The 16,377-nt window shown below is 71.7% G+C and carries 12 protein-coding genes; 6 read left to right on the top strand and 6 right to left on the bottom strand.

Annotation, left to right across the window (positions count from 1 at the left end; all coding sequences use genetic code 11):
- The first annotated feature begins 272 nt into the window (after window positions 1-272).
- A complete protein-coding gene (locus tag LCD33_RS22355) occupies window positions 273-1,226 on the top strand; it encodes a sporulation protein (RefSeq protein ID WP_224962279.1) in 954 nt (317 codons plus the stop codon).
- 438 nt (window positions 1,227-1,664) lie between these two features.
- Here LCD33_RS22355 and LCD33_RS22350 read toward each other — a convergent pair whose 3' ends face one another.
- The 4 genes from LCD33_RS22350 to LCD33_RS22335 form a co-directional block, all read right to left on the bottom strand.
- Window positions 1,665-2,696 (bottom strand): family 2 encapsulin nanocompartment cargo protein polyprenyl transferase, encoded by a 1,032-nt coding sequence (locus LCD33_RS22350; RefSeq protein ID WP_224962277.1) that lies wholly within the window; start codon window positions 2,694-2,696, stop codon window positions 1,665-1,667.
- Between the two features lie 15 nt (window positions 2,697-2,711).
- Window positions 2,712-4,127: a family 2B encapsulin nanocompartment shell protein gene (locus LCD33_RS22345; protein WP_224978244.1), complete on the bottom strand. Its 1,416-nt coding sequence runs from the start codon at window positions 4,125-4,127 to the stop codon at window positions 2,712-2,714.
- Between the two features lie 59 nt (window positions 4,128-4,186).
- Complete coding sequence (locus tag LCD33_RS22340; protein WP_224969020.1) at window positions 4,187-6,076, bottom strand: hypothetical protein; 1,890 nt, start codon at window positions 6,074-6,076, stop codon at window positions 4,187-4,189.
- Window positions 6,077-6,316: 240 nt separating this feature from the next.
- Complete coding sequence (locus LCD33_RS22335; protein ID WP_224978243.1) at window positions 6,317-7,735, bottom strand: family 2B encapsulin nanocompartment shell protein; 1,419 nt, start codon at window positions 7,733-7,735, stop codon at window positions 6,317-6,319.
- Window positions 7,736-8,464: 729 nt separating this feature from the next.
- On the opposite strand from LCD33_RS22335, the gene LCD33_RS22330 reads away from it, so the two are divergent.
- The 3 genes from LCD33_RS22330 to LCD33_RS22320 all read left to right on the top strand — a co-directional run bounded on the left by LCD33_RS22330 (window position 8,465) and on the right by LCD33_RS22320 (window position 10,210).
- Entirely contained in the window at window positions 8,465-8,725 is a 261-nt protein-coding gene (locus LCD33_RS22330; RefSeq protein WP_224978242.1) for a helix-turn-helix transcriptional regulator, read from the top strand.
- A gap of 512 nt (window positions 8,726-9,237) precedes the next feature.
- Entirely contained in the window at window positions 9,238-9,972 is a 735-nt protein-coding gene (locus tag LCD33_RS22325; protein ID WP_224962012.1) for a TNT domain-containing protein, read from the top strand.
- Window positions 9,973-9,976: 4 nt separating this feature from the next.
- On the top strand, window positions 9,977-10,210 hold the full coding sequence (locus LCD33_RS22320) for a hypothetical protein (protein WP_224962010.1): 234 nt from the start codon (window positions 9,977-9,979) through the stop codon (window positions 10,208-10,210).
- Between the two features lie 428 nt (window positions 10,211-10,638).
- Here the strand turns inward: LCD33_RS22320 and LCD33_RS22315 are convergent, their stop codons facing one another.
- Window positions 10,639-11,607: a hypothetical protein gene (locus LCD33_RS22315; protein ID WP_224967201.1), complete on the bottom strand. Its 969-nt coding sequence runs from the start codon at window positions 11,605-11,607 to the stop codon at window positions 10,639-10,641.
- A gap of 359 nt (window positions 11,608-11,966) precedes the next feature.
- On the opposite strand from LCD33_RS22315, the gene LCD33_RS22310 reads away from it, so the two are divergent.
- Together LCD33_RS22310 and LCD33_RS22305 are read left to right on the top strand one after the other, a co-directional pair.
- A complete protein-coding gene (locus tag LCD33_RS22310; protein WP_224962006.1) occupies window positions 11,967-12,410 on the top strand; it encodes a hypothetical protein in 444 nt (147 codons plus the stop codon).
- A 103-nt stretch (window positions 12,411-12,513) separates the two neighbouring features.
- Entirely contained in the window at window positions 12,514-13,674 is a 1,161-nt protein-coding gene (locus LCD33_RS22305) for a DUF1015 family protein (RefSeq protein WP_224967199.1), read from the top strand.
- A gap of 319 nt (window positions 13,675-13,993) precedes the next feature.
- Here LCD33_RS22305 and LCD33_RS22300 read toward each other — a convergent pair whose 3' ends face one another.
- Window positions 13,994-16,225, bottom strand: coding sequence for a cation-translocating P-type ATPase (locus LCD33_RS22300; RefSeq protein WP_224967198.1), 2,232 nt, complete (start codon window positions 16,223-16,225; stop codon window positions 13,994-13,996).
- Window positions 16,226-16,377: the final 152 nt, after the last annotated feature.

Raw genomic sequence — 16,377 nt, 5'->3', positions numbered from 1 at the left:
GGGGGCGGCGGGGGGGGGGGGGCGGGGGGGGCGGGGGGGGTGTCGGGCTCCGCGCCCGTCCGCTCATTTTTGTGGGGCCCCGGCCCGGCCCCCCCTCGTCTCCGGCCGCGGTGAGTGACGTGGTGGGGAGGCCAGGGGTGAGCGCTGCGGCATTCGACGGATCTTCGCGGCGCGGCGGCACGGCGATGGCGGACGAATCGGACATTGGGGCAAGATCAGACGCGGGGTGGGGGCTCGTATGATGATCTTGAAACGACTGGGAGGTCGCGTTGGTGTTCAAGAAGATGCTGCGGGCGCTCGGGATCGGAGGACCCACCGTCGACACGGTGTTCTCCGAACCGCACGTCCAACCGGGCTCGACGCTCTCCGGTGAAGTCCGAGTCACCGGAGACGACGAAGTCGACATCGAGCGGATCGTCCTCAGGTTCGAAGCCCGCGCCGAGGTGGAGCGGGGCGACGAGCAGCACGACGCCACCATCGAGTTCATGCAGGTCGTCGTCGCCGAGAACTTCCACGTCGGCGACGGCGAGCACAAGGTGATCCCGTTCGCGATCCCCGTGCCAGCGGAAACACCGATCAACGTCGTCGACGGCGCGCAGCTCCCCGGCGTCGCCCTCGGCGTGCGCACCGAACTGGTCGTCGCGAAGAGCGCCGACAAGGGCGACCTGGACGGCTTGTTCGTGGCCCCGCTGCCCTCGCAGTCCAGGGTGCTCGACGCGTTCGGCGCGCTCGGTTTTCAGTTCAAGTCGACCGACCTGGAGATCGGGCGGCTGCACGGCATCGACCAGCAGCTGCCGATGTTCCAAGAGATCGAGTTCTTCGCTCCGGAGCAGTACCGCGGCCGCGTCGACGAGGTCGAGCTGACCTTCGTCGCCGACGCCGACGGCCTGCACGTCGTGCTCGAAGCCGACCGCCGCGGCGGCATGTTCCGCTCCGGCGAGGACGCGTTCGGGCGGTTCCGCCGCACCCACGCGGAGGCGGAGCAGGCGGACTGGGTCGCGGAGCTGACCCACTGGCTCGATGAGGCGGCGCAGCGCGGTGGCATGTTCGGCGGCGGACACCCCGAGCAGCACGAGCACTACCAGGAACAGCAGGGCGGCGGCCCGGGCTGGGGTGGCGTCGCGGCTGGAGCCGCGCTCGGCGCAGGCGCCGGACTCGTCGGCGGCATGGTCCTCGGCGAGGTCCTGGACGAAGCCGGAGACGCCGCCGAAGGCGACGAGGACTGAGCTCCGGTGGAGTGAACGGTCCGTTCGACCAACCAGATCGGACGAACGGTCCGTTCACTCCCGTACCTCCGGAGCGGGTGGACTCGGGCGGGTGCCGACACACCCGTCCCGGCCCACCACGGGCCGAGTTCCGGGGGGGGGGGGGGGGGCCGGGCGCCCGTGGCGACGATGTCGGAAGATGAAGCCGGGGCCCAGGGGCCCGGTGCGAATCAACGGGAGGAGCCCCGCCCCCCCGGCGGGGGGGGCCGCCCCCCCCCCCCCCCCCCCCCCCCCCCCCCCCCCCCCCCCCCCCCCCCCCCCCCGGTTCCGCGGTCGAGGTGATCGGCTCGCGAGTGCGAACCGAACCCCACCCGGAGGCGGCTTCAGACACGGGTGAACGGACCGTTCGACCAACTAGATCGGACGAACGGTCCGTTCACTCCCGTAGCCGGGCGGGGGTCAGAACTCGCGCCCCGTCAACATCCGCGTCAGCGCCGCCAGCTCCGCAGCCGGCCCCGGTTCGAGGGCGGCCGCGTCCAGGTGGTGCAGCGCTTCGGCCTCCAACGTGGCGATGTGGCCGCGGCTCCACTCCCGGGCCCCGGAGTCGGACACCAGCCGCGCGGCCCGCACCGCGTCCTCATCGGACATCTCGCGGGAGTACAGCTCGGTGAGCTCCCGACCGGCGGCCGTGCCGGAGTTCAACGCGGCCACCACCGGCAGCGACTTCTTCCGGTTCCGCAGGTCGGAGTGCACCGGCTTCCCGGTCACCGCCGGATCCCCCCAGATGCCCAGGATGTCGTCGACCAGCTGGAACGCCAGGCCGAGCCGGTAGCCGAAGCGCCGCAGGTGCTCCACCCGCTCCTGCCCGGCACCGCCGAAGAACGCGCCGAGCGCGCAGCTGCACCCGAGCAGCGCCCCCGTCTTCGCCCCGACCATGGTGAGGACTTCGGGCAGCGCCACATCGGCGCGCCGCTCGAACGACATGTCGGAGCTCTGCCCGTCCACCAGGTCGAGCACGGTGGCGTTGAGCTCCTTCAACCCGGCGAGCGCCGCCGGATGCCCGCTGCCGGTGAGCACGTCGGCGGCGAGCGTCAACAGCGCGTCCCCGGCGAGGATCGCCGGCCCGGACCCGAACACCCGCCACGCGGTGGGCCGGTGCCGCCGGGTGAGGTCACCGTCCATCACGTCGTCGTGCAGCAGCGAGAAGTTGTGCACCAGCTCCACGGCGACCGCCGCGGGCAGCACCTGCCGCGCGTCGGCGCCGACGGCCCGCCCGGCGAGCAGCACCAGGGTGGGCCGGATCGCTTTGCCCTGGTCTTCGTCGACGGGCGCGCCGTGCTCGTCCCGCCAGCCGAAGTGGTGGCCGACGATGCGCTGCATCGACTCCGGCAGCGAACCGACCGCGGCGCGCAGCGCCGGGTCCAGCAGCTCCCGGCCGGTGCGCAGCGTGTCGGCCACCGTCCGTCGTGCCTCGTCCACATGTGCGGTCATCTGCGCCGATCTCCTTCACCGGGTGGTCTCGACGTGTTCGAGCACGCCGAGCGCGTCGGGGACCAGCACCGCCGCCGAGTAGTAGGTGCTGACCAGGTAGGACACCACGGCGTGCTCGTCCATCCCCATGAACCGCACGTTCAGCCCGGGCTCGTGCTCGTCGGGGATGCCGGTCTGCCGCAGGCCGACGACGCCGTGGTCCTCGGCGCCGGTGCGCATGGCGAGGATCGAGGTGGTGCCCACCTCGGACACCGGGATCTTGTCGCTGGGCAGCATCGGCACCCCGCGCCACCCGGTGACCCGGGTTCCTTCGACCTCCACCACGTCCGGGAGCACCCCGCGCCGGTTGCACTCGCGCCGGAACGCGGCGATGGCCCGCGGATGCGCCAGCACCAGCCGGGTCTTGCGCCGGCTCGACAGGAGTTCGTCGAGGTCGTCGGGGGTGGGTGGGCCGGTGCGGGTGTGGATGCGTTGGGAGAGGTCTGCGTTGTGGAGGAGTCCGAAGTCGGGGTTGTTGAGCAGGTCGTGCTCTTGGCGTTCGCGGAGTGCTTCGATGGTGAGCCGCAGCTGCTGCTCGGTCTGGTCCATCGGCGTGCTGTAGAGGTCGGACACGCGGCTGTGCACGCGCAGCACCGCTTGGGCGACGGCCAGCTCGTACTCGCGCGGCGAGGTCTCGTAGTCGACGAAGGTGCCGCCGAGCGGAGCTTCGCCGCTGTGTCCGGAGTGGATGCCGATCTCGGCTTCGCCGTGCTTGTTCTGCGACTTCGACGGCCGCGAACGCACGTCGTCGAGGTGGGCGCGCAGTCCGTCGGCGCGGGCCGCCGTCTCCTCCACGACGTCACCGCGCAGTTCCAGCACGGTGCAGGGCGTGACGGCCTTCACGGTGTGCGGCCACCGCGAGCCCTGGTCGAGCAGCAGCCCGGACCCGGCGTGGTCCCCATCGGCGAGCAACCCGAGCACCGCGTCGTCGCCGTACTCGCCGCGGGTCAGCTTGTGCGCCTTGCCGTGCGCCAGCAGCAGGATCCGATCGACCGGCGCGCCCGCCTCGGCGAGCACCGCGCCCGCCTCGTACTCGCGCTGCACGAACCGGTCGGCGAGCGCACCGAGCACCGCGTCGTCGTCGAAGTCGCGCAGCGCGGGCAGCTCCCGCAGCTCCTGCGGCACCACCTGCACGTGTTTGCCGGTGCTGACGAACGTGACGCGCCCGTCGCCGAGGGTGTAGGTCAACCGGCGGTTCACCCGGTAGGTGCCGGAGCTCGCCTCCACCCACGGCAGGGTGCGTTGCAGCCAGCGGGACGTGATGCCCTGCATCTGCGGCGGGGTCTTCGTCGTGGTCGACAGGTTCCGCGCCGCCTCGGTGCCCAGGCTGAGCGCGGGGCGAGCGCCGGAACCCGCGTCCGTGGGGTCCCCGGTGTGGGTCTCGCGGGTCATGCAGTCACCAATCCCGTTGTCGTTGCTGGAAGAACCGGGCCGGGAGGCGGCCCGGGGTACTAGCCGGGAGCCCGGCGCAGGAAGCGCTCGTCCGGGCGCCCGGGTCGGCCGTGCGCGCGCCGCGCCCGGCGCGGCCGGTCTCCGGTACCGGCGTAGCGGCCGGTGACCGCGACCCACCGCAGCTCGCCCGCCATCCACTGCTGCATGCCGCGCACGTACCGCTCCAGCCGTGCGCAGCCCGCCGCGTCGAGGTCGAACTCGCCGGTGAGCGCGGGAAGTTCCCAGTGCGCGACCGACTCGAACCGCCGCAGCCGCGCCGTGCACAGGTCGTCGGTCAGCGACACCGCCTGCTGCGGCCGGCAGCCGAGGAACGCCGCCACCGCCGCCACCACGTTCGGCGTCCGCGGCGGGCCGGGAGACGTCGTCCGGTAGCGGAGCAGGTCGTGCCGCAGCGCGCTGACCTCGGCGAACGCCTCGGCGAGCGCCCGCATCGGGGTGCCGGTGAACAGTTCGGCGGGCAGCTGCGCGGCGTGGCGGTGCCGCAGCAGCGCGGCGCTGAACTCGGCGCCGCAGCTGCGCCGCCGGGACGCGAGCAGCGCCAGCGGATCGGCCGGCTCCGGGCCGCGCAGTTCCGCCACCCGGTACTCGAAGCGTTCCGCGAGCCGCACCGCGAACTCGCGCCGCCGCCGGGGTTCCAGCTCGTCGGTGGTGCGCCGCCACAGGTCGACCAGCGCCCGCTCCCACGGTTCCCGCGGTTCCGGCCCGTCGCGGAGCAGGTCCGCGAGCCGATCCCGGAACGCCGCACCCGAGGCCCGGGACCGGAGGTGGTCATCGGCGTACCACGACCACACCTGCCAATCGGCGGCCAAATCCAGCTCGGCCGCCGCCGCATCGGGTTCGGTCAGCGCGGCCAGCAGCGCGTAGTCGGCGGAGTCGAACGCGGCGGGAGTCCACGAGCGGGTGCCGCGCAGCAACCCGTGCTCCTCGGCCCACTCGCGGCAGTGCCGCCGCGCCGCGTCCACCGCCGGATTCCGCCTGGTGTCGAAGGGCATGAAGAACTCGGGCAGCCGCAACCGGTTCGAGGCGTGCCGCGGGGCCGGGCGCGGCGGCCCGGCGTCCCGCGGCGCCGTGTCCGGCCGGCACGCCAGCAGGCCCGCCGACCAGTCCCGCAGCCCCTGGACGTAGCGCAGCACCGCGTCGCGCTGCGCCGCGTCCGCGCACTCCGCCAGCAGCACGGGCAGGCCGGTGCCGGTGAGCTCGTCGAACCGTTCCGCGCGCCACGACAACAGGTCGTCGAGCATGGCGAGCGCTCGCGCCCGGGACTGCCCGAAGTGCCGCTGCAGCACCACGACGCTGTCGGAGAGCTCGTCCCGCGGTTCCTCCGGCGCGCCCGCGTTCCGGGTGCGCAGCAGCACCACGTCGCAGAACGCGTCGTGCACCGCGCGGAACGCGGCGCTCGCGGCGACCTGCCGCGGGATCCGCACCCGCAGCCCGTAGGCCACCAGCCGCGCGGCCCACGGACCAGGCCCGCTGGTGCGGCCCGCGCCCAGGTGGTCGATCGGGTTGGGCACCCGGGACACCGCCGCCCCCGCCGACTCGGCGGCCTGCCCGCGCAGCAGGTCGATCAGCGCGGCATCGACCTGCCGCCGCCACGACGGCGCGACTCGGGAACGCAGGTCGCGCAACGCCCTGCCGGCGGGGTCAGCGGCGTCTCGGGATTCGGCCGCACCGGTCAGCACCTGGTGCAACCCCGCCACGGAGCGCTCGGCGACTGCCCCCGAGCAGCGCCGGACGTGCCCGCGCACCGCCGCCACCCACACCTCGAAGCAGGCGATCAGCGCCAGCTCCGCGCCGGGCACGTCGGGATGGGTCCAGGCGGCGAGCAGCACCTGGTCCCGCACGGCGGATGCGGTCACCCCGGGGCCGGTGGCGTCAGGCGTGTGAGCCACCGGCCCCGGAGCTTCCTCCCCGGGTGCGACCCGGAACGGGTCCGCGCCGGGGGAGTGCGGGGAGCTCGGGATCCCCGCGTCCGCGGGCCGACGTGGACCGGATAAGTCCACATCGGACAGAAGCAGGCCTTGTTCCCGCGTCCACCTGGCGGCGAGCGCGTGCGCGCGATCCACGTGCGGGTTCAGCCGCGCACCGCACGGCGCACCGGAACCGGGGATCTCCAAGGCCCGCATCCCGGGTCAGCCCTCGCGCCCGATCTCGACGTGCTCCAGCACGCCGAGGGCATCCGGCACCAGGATCGCGGCCGAGTAGTAGGTGCTGACCAGGTACGAGATGACGGCGCTCTCGTTGATGCCCATGAACCGCACCGACAGGCCCGGCTGGTACTCGTCCGGGATGCCGGTCTGGTGCAGGCCGACGACGCCCTGGTTCTGCTCCCCGGCGCGCAACAGCATGATCGAGGTGGTGCGGGTCTCCGACACCCCGATCTTGTTGCTCGGCAGCAGCGGCACGCCGCGCCACGCCGGGACCTGGTGGCCCTGGAAGTCCACGTTCTGCGGGTACAGCCCGCGCTTGCTGCACTCCCGGCCGAACGCGGCGATCGCCCGCGGGTGCGCCAGGAAGAACGTCGGCTCCTTCCACACCGTGGACAGGAGTTCGTCGAGGTCGTCGGGGGTGGGTGGGCCGGTGCGGGTGTGGATGCGTTGGGAGAGGTCTGCGTTGTGGAGGAGTCCGAAGTCGGGGTTGTTGAGCAGGTCGTGCTCTTGGCGTTCGCGGAGTGCTTCGATGGTGAGCCGCAGCTGCTGCTCGGTCTGGTTCATCGGCTGGTTGTAGAGGTCCGTGACCCGGCTGTGCACGCGCAGCACGGTCTGGGCGACGCTGAGCTCGTACTCGCGCGGGCTGAGCTCGTAGTCCACGTAGGTGCCGCCGAGCAGAGCTTCGCCGCTGTGTCCGGAGTGGATGCCGATCTCGGCTTCGCCGTGCTCGTTCTGCGGTTTCCCGGTGGAGGTGTCGATGCCGGCGAGGTGCTGGCGCAGCGGCTCGGCGGCGTTCATCTCCTGCAGGCTCTGGTGCCGCAGCGCGAGCACGGTGCCGGAGGTGACGGCCTTGATGGTGTGGGCCCAAGTGCCGTCGGCGCTGAGCAGCGCGGACTCCCCGAAGTACTCGCCGTTGGCGAGGACGCCGAGCACGGTGTCGTCGCCGTACTCGCCGCGGCCGAGCTTGTTCACCTTGCCGTGCGCCAGCAGGAAGACCTGGTCCACGGGCTGCCCGGCCTCGACGAGGACGTCGCCGGGCTCGAAGTTCTGCTGGACGAAGCGGTCGGCGAGCGCGCCGAGCACCGACTCGTCGTCGAAGTCGCGCAGCAGCGGCAGCTCGCGCAGCTCTTGGGGGATGACCCGGACGTCGGAGCCGGTGTTGGTGAAGGTCACCCGCCCGTCGCCCAAGGTGTAGGTGAGCCTGCGGTTGACCCGGTAGGTCCCGCCGGTCGCCTGCACCCACGGGAGCATCCGCAGCAGCCACCGCGAGGTGATGCCCTGCATCTGCGGTGGGGTCTTGGTCGTCGTCGCGAGGTTCCGCGCGGCGGCCGTACCCAGGCTCAGCTGCGGCCGCTCGTTCTCGTCGACACCCGAATCCGCCACGGTCACGACGTACACCACCTAATCTTTCGTTCGAGTTCTGGGGAAAGCGCCGAATGCTCCGGTGGAGCGGGGCGTGCTCGACCGCGGCGGGCTTCGCTGGCCGCCGTGCCGGTGAACGACCCGGCCCGGCCCGGTTCGGGTCGCGGGGTCGCCAATCGGCCGGTTCGAGGGGAACAGGCCGATTCTTCGACTGAGTTCGCTTGTTTTCCGCTGGGTTTCGCGTGAATGGAAAGACGCCGACGTGGAAACCGGGCATCGGCAAATTGCGTGCTCATTTCCTGGCGGAGAAGACGCTAGCACCGCCGGATGGGGCCGTACAGTCACCCGAAGGTGCTAAGAGTGGCTGCTCCGGTGGCGGGCGGGAGCTACATCACCGACCATCACTCGTTTCGCCTATTGTGATCACGGGAAGTAGTTGCGCTTGGAAATAAATCGGTGTTCTCTGGTCGTTCCGCGGACGATCGAACCCGTTTTCCAGCGGGTCCGATTCGCGCCGTGCACGACGTGCTGCTCCGGCCGGGCGAAGTACGGGGGCGGTCGGTGGGAACCGGTTGCGGAGTGCTTGGATCGATGCAGTAGCGTTCGCGATTAACCCGACCTTGTCGAGGCGAATTCGGCATTCCTGAAACAATCCCGAAAGGCGTCGTGCGGTGTTGGGCGGGGAACGGTGTGGCGATCAGAACGGGGTGGTCCCGCGACCGGCGCCGCGCGCGTCCGCGGTGCCGGCTGGGGCAGGAGGAGGTGCGGATGCGGTGGAACCTGCGGCTGGCTGCGGCCAACCGGGGCATATGGAAGGCCAGTGACCTGCAGCGCAGGCTCGCCGAGCGCGGGATGGTGATCTCCGCGGGCAAGATGTCCGCGTTGTGGTCCGGGCAGCCCGGCAGCGTGAAGCTCGCCGACCTGGACGTGCTCTGCGCCGTGCTCGGCTGCGGGGTCGACGAACTGCTCATCCCGCAGCCCGAGCACGTCCGGTTCGGGGACGGGACCGGCGGGACCGGCACGGGCTGAGCCGCCGAATCGTCGGGGTGGCCGGGCGTTCCGCCGCCGGTTCGCCGTCTCGGCGGGGCTGGGTCGATGTGCGCAGCGGATTTCAGGGCGCGCGTTCCGGCAATGCCGGATTGCCTTTTCCCGGTGAATTCGAGTCGTGGCCGGATCCGGGTTTTCCACTCGCGGGAGGCCGGTCGGTTCCGTGGTGACTCAGCGTGGACGGTGCCGGGTTCGCGCAGCGGGGTCCGCGGCCGCCTTCCGGGGAAGGTCGAGCGTTCACCGCCAGGGAAAAGTCCCGGATTCGGCACGTCCAAAAAGGACCTGCGGGCCGGTCGCCGAGTTCAGCGGCGGGTTCCGAGCAGCCCGCGGCGGTGGCACCGACGACTTCGGATGCGGAGCGTCAGAATCAGAACCAAGATCCATCCGATCAGGTAGCGAGTGCGAACCGATCGAGCGCAATCCACGTGGAACGTTCCCCGGGTGATCACTCGGCCGCTATCAGTGGGGCCAGCACAGCGATCAGGAGGAGTTCCATGCTGGGGTTCGAAATGCCGTGTTCCCGAAACGCGATCCGACGCAGCGGCGCGGCCGTCCCGCACCCGCGCGTGCCGCGCCGCAGACGAGCCCTGCTCGCGCTGTGCTTCGGGCTGGTGGCCGTGCTGGTGCCCGCCGCACCGGCCCAAGCGGCGCCGCACGCCGACCGGCCCGAACCCTGCACCGGGGTCCACGCCGGCGACGAACGATGGGGGCCTGCGGTGCTGCCCCGGCCGTGGCAGGAGCCCGTCGGACCGCTGCTGGCCGGCTACTCACGCAGCGGGAACCTCCCGCCGGACCGGTTCCTGGCGGAGTACTGGGACTCCACGGCGGAGAGCTGGAAGTACCCGCCGCTGGACGGGTTCGAAGTGCTCCCCGACGGAAGTGCCGACAAGGACGCCGAAGTACTGGAAGTGGGCGAAAAACTGGACCGCTTCGGCTCCGAGTACGGCTCCTTCCTCGCCCCTGCCGGCGACGACTACGCCGAACGTTCGCTGCCGCCGCAGAGCCTGACCACCAGGGAAGCCGACTTCCCCTGCGGCTACCACCGGTACGAGGTGGCGCGGCCGTTCACCGCGTGGGAAGGACCCATCGCCGCCTGGTTCGCCCAGCCCGGTGGTGGCACCCAGATTCTGCTCGACCCCGCGTTCCTCCAGCCGGGCGACGGGCAGCGGCTGAACGTCCGGTGGCTGTTGTCCAACGGCTACCTCAAGCCCGCGGACGATCTACGGTAGGCGGATGGACCGCCGCGAACTGTTCACCCTCCTGCGCGGATCGGGTGTGGCCGAGAGCGAGCTGTGGATCGAGGGCGTGCACGAACCGCGGATGCCGCCCACCGAGTTCCTGTTCCTGCGCAAGGGCACGCAGGGCTGGGACACCGGCGTCGCCGAACGCGGCGAGTGGCACGTGATCGCCACCTCGCCGGATGAGGACACGGCGTGCGCGCGCCTGCTCCGCCTAGCCCAGCCCTAACCGGCACCCGAGTGAACGGACCGTCGTTCCAATAGATCGGGACGAACGGTCCGTTCACTCGAAAAACGCCGTTCGGTCCCGCACGCACCGTCCAGGAGTGAACGGACCGTTCGTCCGGCTAGATGGGACGAACGGTCCGTTCACCAACTGATTCGGTCGATTACCTGCGTCGGCTGTCGGCGTGGTGACCAGCAGACCGATTCAAGCGCGCTCGAGATCCTCTGAAGTGAACGGACCGTTCGTCCAGCGGGATTGGGCGAACGGTCCGTTCACCTTCCTCCCGGCAGCAGAACGCCGCGCGTGCTGTAGCCGACGCGCGGTGGGTCGAAAGGCAGCGTGAGTGGTGCGTAGGTCGGCGCTGGGGAGCCGGTGGCGGGGAGACGCGACGCCGTGCGCGAAGCACGGGATCCGTTCGGGGCGCGGGTGGTTCAGCGGCGTTCGGTCGTGTGGGGAACGGCTGTCACTCGTGGACGGGGACGTTGTCGAGCAACCTGGTACGAGCGTCGGAGCTCATCCAGCACCGCGGCCGGGTTCGATCGGATGTGCTTCGGGAGCGTGTGCACGACGACGACACCTGCGGCGGTCATGAGCGTGTGCCGTCGCACCGTGTTCTCGTAGCCGGCCGGCCGTAGATGGAAGTTGAGGGAATCGATCTGCCAGGCGAGCCCGACCTCGTCGATCCAGCCGTCGGGTACGCCCAACAGCTTCCCGTCGGGGCCGAGCAACCGGACGTTCCACTGCATCCGCGGTAAACCGGCTTTCCGCGCCAGCCGGTACGCCCACCCTTCGGCCGCGGAATGGACGTTGGCACCCAGCTCTTCGAGCACGATGCGGCAGCGGGCGACCCCTCGCCGCGACCCGGCCTTCGCTTCCTTGGCAAGAGCTTCCGCAGTGACCATTCCGCGTTGCACGGCCTCGGCGAGCAGTGCTCGCACCTGGTCCAGCGTCGGCAGTCGACGTGCCGCGTCGAGCAGCGCACGGACGAGAGGCGCAACCCGGAAGCCGCCTTGAGATGCGGGCCGCGGCAAGCGGGTGGTCCGCTCGATCTCGACGAACTCCTTGCTGGCGCGTTTTCGAGCTTCCGGGATGAGCATGTGCACTTCTTCCGTGCCGGGGAACTGCGTCATCCCGTGCAACCGGCAAGCGGCGATTCCGGTGATCATCGCGCCGGTGCCCGCGTACTGGAGCGCGGCGTCCAGGTGCTGCTCGCGAGTGGGGGTGCCCGACGACAGCATGATGACCCCGGGGAGCAGCCGCTTCCACGGGCCGCCGATCGAGGCCCGGTGGTAGACGGTCTGCCTCGGTACGCCGAGTTCGTCGAGAGCGCGCGCTGTGATGACGCCGTAGGTGGCCGCGGTGGCCACCCCGTCCCAGTCAGCGATCGTTCTCCTCGGCATGACTCCACGATGACCACTCAGCTCACCTCGGCGCCACATCGATTTCGAGATCTGTGGATGAATCGCCGACCTGTGGACAACTTCCCGATTCCTGGTGGAGTGAACGGACCGTTCGTCCAACGGGATCGGACGAACGGTCCGTTCACCCGGGAGAGGTCTCGGGCGTGCGACGCGACGTCCGCCGCTCGTCGAAGCCGGCTCGACGAGCTTTCGGCTCGAGTGAACGGACTGTTCATCCAGAACGATCGGACGAACGGTCCGTTCACTCCGGAGGGCTGCGTGCGGGGGCGTCGCGACCTCCGCCTACCGCTCCGACCGAACCCACCCGGGCGTACTGTGACCCGCGGAAGGGGTGAGGGATGCGAACGACGACATCACACCGGAAATCGGCGGTGGTCGTGGCGCTGGCGGCGCTGGCGTTGACCGGGTGCGCCGGCTACCAGACCGACCCCGGCGTGCAGCGCCACGTGCCGAGCGTGTCCCGGCAGGACATCATCACCAAGATCGGCTTCGTCACGCAGGACCAGTGCTACACGCGTGCTGCTCAGCACGGCACCGAGCGCTGCGAACGCTATCTGGCGCAGGTGCGCAACATCGCGCTCAGCGCCACCGACTCCACCGAGAACCCGCCGCAGATCACCGACCCGGCGCGCACGCTGGAGCAGCGGGTGACCGAGCTGTCCGGACGCGGGTGCTTCCCGCCGCAGCCCGGTACCGAGCAGGAATGCACCCGCCTCCTCATCGCCGCGGACGGGGCGTTGGACGACCTCCACGCCGCGCTCGTCGCAGCCCCGCCAGGGTGAGTGGAGATCACTCTCCGTCGAGGAAACCTCTGGCATAGCGCACAAATCGGTGCTTTCCGCGACCGCTTCACCGCACGCTCAGCCGCGGGTTGATACTGCGGTGGTGACGAGTTCGGTACGAGTGGGAGTCGACATCCGCCCGTTCCGCGCCTGGGTACTCGCGCCCGAGCGGCTGCGCGGCCTCGCTGATCGCCACGCCACTCCGTGGGACCGCGTGGACGTCGAGAACTCGGTGCGGTTGCTGGACGAGTGGAAGCGCCTCGAGGTGCTCGCCCGCGAAGAACGTCCCGCCATGTACGTCTACGAGCAGACCGGTCCGCTTGGCGTGCAACGCGGCGTGATCTCCGCGGTGCACCTGGACAGCCGGCTGCTTCCGCACGAAGACGTCGCACCTGCGCACACCGACGCCATGGTCGAGCTGATGCGCGCCGGACGGATGAGCATGCCGCCGATTCTGCTCGGCTACGGCGGTACCGACCGCACCGCCGCGCAGCTCGACACCGCCGTCCGGCAGCGGCCGCTGACCGAGCTGCGCACTCCGGACGGCCAGCAGCACCGGGTGTGGCGGCTCACCGAACGCTCCACCTGCGGGGAGATCATCGATGCGCTGCACGAGCGGGCCGCGTTGATCGCCGATGGGCACCACCGCCACGTGGCCGCCCGCCGGTTCCGGCGTGAGGTGCACGCCGCCGGGTACGGGCGCGGGCCGTGGGACTACATCCCCGCGTTGCTCGTCGACACCAAGCGCAGCCCGATGCGGTTGCGTCCGGTGCACCGGGTGCTGCCGCACGTCGATCCGTGGAAGGCGCTCGCCGCCGCGCAGCAGTGGTTCCAGATCACCGCGTTGGCCGGGCCGCTGGAGGAGTGGCTCGACGTACTGCGGGCCCGCTCCTACCACGGGGCCGCGTTCATCGTCGCGACGCCGGACCGCGCCTTCTTGCTGGACCGGCCCACCGTCGAGTTCCTGCAGGGACCGTGCGAGCGGTTCCCGGAGTCGTTGCGGTCGATGCACATCTCGGTGCTGCAGGCGTTCCTCGATGTGGTGGCCGAGTCACCAGTGCTGTATGAGCCGAGCGCGCCGCGGGCGTTGCACGCGGTGCGCGAACTCGGCGGCATCGCGGCGATCGCGTTCCCGCCGAGCCACTTGGACCTGTCGGCTGCCGCGGCGACCGGGGTTCGCCTGCCGGTGAAGTCCACGGCGTTCGGCCCGGACCCGCATCCTGCGCTGGTGCTCCGGGCGTTGCCGAGCCCGCGGCGCCCCTGAGGTCCGCTTCGGCCTGGCGGAGGCGCGGCGCCACGCGGTTGAGCGAGTGGGGGGGGGGGGGGGGGGGGGCGGGGGGGGGGGGGGGGGGGGGGGGGGGGGGGGCCCCGGGGGGGGGGGGGGGCGGGGGGGGGGGCCGCCCCCCGGGGGTTTCCCTTGTTACCGGACGTTGCCGCTCTTCAACTTCCCCCACGGGCCCGTTCACTCGGAGTCCTCGTCGGTCGCGGTTCGCCGTTCCGCAAGACCGCGGCGACCCCGTGCAGTCCCGAGCCAGCTGGAGTGAACGGACCCTTCGACCAACTAGATGGGACGAACGGTCCGTTCACTCCGATGGCGGGTGGGTGGTGGGGTGGAAGCGGCGCAGCCGCAAGCTGTTCGCCACCACGAACGCCGAGGAGAAGGCCATCGCGGCACCGGCGATCATCGGGTTGAGCAGGCCCGCAGCGGCGAGCGGGATGGCGGCGACGTTGTAGGCGAACGCCCAGAACAGGTTGCCCTTGATGGTGCGCAACGTGGCGCGGGACAACCGGATGGCGTCGACGGCGGCGCGCAGGTCGCCCCGGACAAGGGTGAGGTCGGAGGCCTCGATGGCCACGTCGGTGCCGGTGCCCATGGCGAGCCCCAGGTCGGCTTGGGCGAGCGCGGCGGCGTCGTTGATGCCGTCGCCGACCATCGCCACGGCCCGCCCTTCGCCTTGCAGGCGGCTGACGACGGCGGCCTTGTCCTGCGGCAGGACTTCGGCGATGACCTCGTCGATGCCGACTTCGGTGGCGACGGTCCTGGCCACGGCCTCGTTGTCGCCGGTCAGGAGCACGGGCCGCAACCCGAGGTCGCGGAGCCCGCGCACGGCTTCAGCGGAGGAGGGTTTCACGGTGTCGGCGACGTCGAGCACGGCTCGCGCGGCGCCGTCCCAGGCGAGGACGACGGCGGTGCGCCCGGCGTTCTCCGCGGCGGTCTTGGCGTCGCGCAGCGCGGCGGGCAGCTCGCCGTCGAAGAGGCGCCCGATGCTGACCTGGTGCCCGTCGACGGTGGCCCGCACGCCGAGGCCTTCGACGTTGCCGAAGTCGGTGGCGGCGGGCAGTTCGCCGACGCGGTCGGCGGCGCCGCGGGCGATGGCGCGGGCGATGGGGTGCTCGGAGCCGTGTTCGGCGGCGCCCGCGAGCCGCAGCACCTGCTGATCGTCGGTGCCGTCGGCGAGGTGCACGGCGGACAGCGACATCTGCCCGGTGGTGACGGTGCCGGTCTTGTCGAGCACGACGGTGTCGATGCGCCGCGTCGATTCGAGCACTTCGGGGCCCTTGATGAGCACCCCGAGCTGGGCACCGCGGCCCGTGCCGACGAGCAGCGCCGTCGGGGTGGCGAGTCCGAGCGCGCAGGGGCAGGCGATGATGAGCACGGCGACGGCGGCGGTGAACGCGGCGTCGGCGCCGCCACCGGCGAGCAGCCATCCGCCGAGGGTGGCGAGCGCGAGGCCGATGACGATCGGCACGAACACCGCGGAGATCCGGTCGGCGAGCCGCTGCACGGCGGCCTTGCCGGTCTGGGCTTGTTCGACGAGCCGCGCCATCTGCGCGAGCTGGGTGTCCGTCCCCACGCGGGTGGCGCGCACCACGAGCCGTCCACCGGAATTGACCGTGGCGCCGACGACCCCGTCCCCGGGCCCCACTTCGACGGGCACGGATTCGCCGGTGAGCATGGAGCTGTCGATGGCGGAGCCGCCTTCGTCGACGGTCCCGTCGGTGGCGATCTTCTCGCCGGGCCGCACCACGAACAGGTCGCCGACGGCGAGGTCGTCGACGGGGATGCGGTGCTCCCGCCCGTCGCGCAGCACGGCGACGTCCTTCGCGCCGAGTTCCAGGAGGGCGCGCAGCGCCGCTCCGGTGCGCCGCTTGGAGCGCGCTTCGAAGTAGCGCCCGGCGAGGAGGAACGTGGTGACTCCGGCCGCGACCTCCAAGTAGATGGATCCGGCGCCGCCGCCGGGGCTGGTGCCGAATTCGAACCCGTGGGTCATGCCGGGCATCCCGGCGGTGCCGAGCACGAGCGCGTACAGCGACCAGAGGAACGCGGCGAGCGTGCCGAGGGACACGAGGGTGTCCATGGTGGCGGCGCCGTGGCGCAGGTTGGTCCAGGCGGCCCGGTGGAACGGGGCGCCGCCGAGGACGACGACGGGCGCGGCGAGCACCAGCGACACCCACTGCCAGTAGGTGAACTGGAACGCGGGCACCATCGCGAGCACGATCACCGGCACGGCCAGCACGGCGGAGGTGATCAGCCGGTCGCGCAGGTCGGTGGTCTCGGCGGCGTCGCCGGTCTCGTCCGGTTCGGGGACGGAAGCGGTGTACCCGGCGGCTTCGACCTGGTCGATGAGCCGCTGCCGGTCGAGTTCGGCGGGGTAGGTGACGGCGGCCTTCTCGGTGGCGTAGTTGACGGTGGCGGTGACGCCGTCGAGCTTGCGCAGCTTGCGCTCCACCCGGTTCGCGCAGGAGGCGCAGGTCATGCCTCCGATGATCAGCTCGACGTGCCGTCCGGTGCCGGCCGGCGTTGCAGTGCTCATCGTGCGGTCTCCTGTTCGCCCGGAGGTGCGGGAGCGGGGGGGGGGGGGGGGGGGGGCGCCCCCCCCCCCGGGGGGGCCCCCCCCCCCCCCCCCCCGGGGGCCGCGCCCCCCCCCCCCCCCCCCCCCGCCCCCCCCCCCCCCCCGGGGGGGGG

It is taken from the genome of Saccharopolyspora sp. 7B, assembly GCF_020177435.1.
Classification (GTDB): domain Bacteria; phylum Actinomycetota; class Actinomycetes; order Mycobacteriales; family Pseudonocardiaceae; genus Saccharopolyspora_C; species Saccharopolyspora_C gregorii.
This window is presented reverse-complemented; position numbering and strand designations above follow the sequence as displayed.

Bases quoted from the DNA above. Each gene is read 5' to 3' on its own strand.
- LCD33_RS22350 (WP_224962277.1), bottom strand. From the start codon at position 2,696: ATGACCGCACATGTGGACGAGGCACGACGGACGGTGGCCGACACGCTG.
- LCD33_RS22345 (WP_224978244.1), bottom strand. From the start codon at position 4,127: ATGACCCGCGAGACCCACACCGGGGACCCCACGGACGCGGGTTCCGGC.
- LCD33_RS22330 (WP_224978242.1), top strand. From the start codon at position 8,465: ATGCGGTGGAACCTGCGGCTGGCTGCGGCCAACCGGGGCATATGGAAG.
- LCD33_RS22325 (WP_224962012.1), top strand. From the start codon at position 9,238: ATGCTGGGGTTCGAAATGCCGTGTTCCCGAAACGCGATCCGACGCAGC.
- LCD33_RS22320 (WP_224962010.1), top strand. From the start codon at position 9,977: ATGGACCGCCGCGAACTGTTCACCCTCCTGCGCGGATCGGGTGTGGCC.
- LCD33_RS22315 (WP_224967201.1), bottom strand. From the start codon at position 11,607: ATGCCGAGGAGAACGATCGCTGACTGGGACGGGGTGGCCACCGCGGCC.
- LCD33_RS22310 (WP_224962006.1), top strand. From the start codon at position 11,967: ATGCGAACGACGACATCACACCGGAAATCGGCGGTGGTCGTGGCGCTG.
- LCD33_RS22300 (WP_224967198.1), bottom strand. From the start codon at position 16,225: ATGAGCACTGCAACGCCGGCCGGCACCGGACGGCACGTCGAGCTGATC.